We start from the raw sequence: 1,632 nt of genomic DNA, 5'->3' as shown, positions 1-1,632 counted from the left end.
GCATAACGCCCAAAAAGAGTACTTTTTGTATTGCACTGCCCAATTTTAATTTGTAACGTTTTTGAGGCGGGAACCCAATCCCCATCAGGTGGAAACCCAAACTTAATTTCATCACGAACAAATTTAAAAATACATCGCACTTTTCCTACAACATCAGACTCTGTTTGGGTTAGCTCGATCGCGATCTTTTGTACTTTAGGATTTTGATAATCTGCCAATATCGGTATATTTTCCATAAACCATTTATCTTCAATAAAAATCACGATTTAATTACTCAATCTGGACATATCTGAACAGAAATTCTTTTTTAATCTACTGCAATCCATTCATACATTTTTATTCTAAACGATTAATTCCTAGCATTTTCAAAATATACTTCTCATAAACCGGTTCGGATAAGCCATGCTTTACCTTATAAAGAAAATATTTTTCAAAAGCGATTTTAGCTAAATGAACCCATTTCCCTTCTTTTGCCCAATCCATATTTCTTGGTGGGGTCTCTGGAACGGCAATAAAAGCCATCCCTTTATCACCTAAATCAGCAAGACAAATAGCGCCCTTTGATGCTATAGCACTAATCGGTTTATTTTCAAGCTCAGAGAAGATGTTTTCAACAAGGGCAGTTACCATGGTCTCAATCATATACCCTGTTTTTGGAACACCTGTTGGTACTGGTGTCGTTTCAATAGGAGGAATTGCAATACATACACCTGCGGAATAAATATTGGGATATTTTATGCTCCGTTGATGCTCATCTACAATCACAAATCCTCTTGGGTTACACAATCCTTCGACACGAGCAACCGCGTCCACGCCTTTGAAAGAGGGTATCATCATGGATAATTTAAAAGGTAACACATGCTCTTTGATTAATATCCCATTAGAATCCAGTTCAGAAGCAGTCAGTTGTCCAGATTCAACCTTCGTAACTTTTGCATTCGCTATAAAATTAATGTTTTTTTTACGTAACTCCGATTCAAGCATAGTTTTCGAATCATTTACACCACCAAGGCCTAAATGACCAATATAAGGTTCACTGGTAACATAGGTAATTGGCACCTTGTGACGCAACTTACGTTTCCTTAAATCGGCATTAACCACAAAACTAAACTCATAGGCGGGTCCAAAACAACTGGCTCCAGGCATAGTTCCAATAATAATCGGGCCAGGATCTTTAAGAAATTCTTGATAAGCTGCAAATGTATTTTCCGCATGATCGATGGTACAAATTGAATGAGTAAAACCGTTTATTGGTCCTGCGCCGGGCACCTCTTCAAATGCAAGTTTTGCTCCTGTAGTGATAACAAGATAGTCATAATGAATTGTTGTGCCATCAGGAAGATAAAGTTGATTATTTTGTGCATCAATACGCTCAACCGATTGAGGAATAAAATGAATTCCATTTTTATGAAGATAAGTATCCAAATTCACAGTGATTGCTTCACGATTTCTCCAGCCAATTCCTGCCCACACATTAGAGGGGACAAATTGAAAATAATTAACCGCATGAATCAGCGTGATATGATGGGCATTATCTAACCGTTCCTTAAGTCCATAAACTGCAGAAATTCCACCAATACCACCACCCAAGACCACAATATTTGCCATTGTAAATTCCTTTTTTATTTATTC

2 protein-coding genes are annotated in these 1,632 nt (G+C 37.3%); both read right to left on the bottom strand.

Annotation, left to right across the window (positions count from 1 at the left end; translation table 11 throughout):
• A partial coding sequence (locus LDG_RS03470; protein ID WP_040534363.1) for a transglutaminase-like domain-containing protein occupies positions 1-263 on the bottom strand: 263 nt, incomplete at its 3' end.
• A gap of 73 nt (positions 264-336) precedes the next feature.
• Entirely contained in the window at positions 337-1,608 is a 1,272-nt protein-coding gene (locus LDG_RS03465; protein ID WP_006869757.1) for an NAD(P)/FAD-dependent oxidoreductase, read from the bottom strand.
• Positions 1,609-1,632: the final 24 nt, after the last annotated feature.

Origin of the sequence: Legionella drancourtii LLAP12 (assembly GCF_000162755.2) — a bacterium.
Taxonomy (GTDB): domain Bacteria; phylum Pseudomonadota; class Gammaproteobacteria; order Legionellales; family Legionellaceae; genus Legionella; species Legionella drancourtii.
Note: the sequence above shows the minus strand (reverse complement) of the source record. Positions and strands in the feature narration are given on the sequence as shown.

Bases quoted from the DNA above. Each gene is read 5' to 3' on its own strand.
- LDG_RS03465 (WP_006869757.1), bottom strand. From the start codon at position 1,608: ATGGCAAATATTGTGGTCTTGGGTGGTGGTATTGGTGGAATTTCTGCA.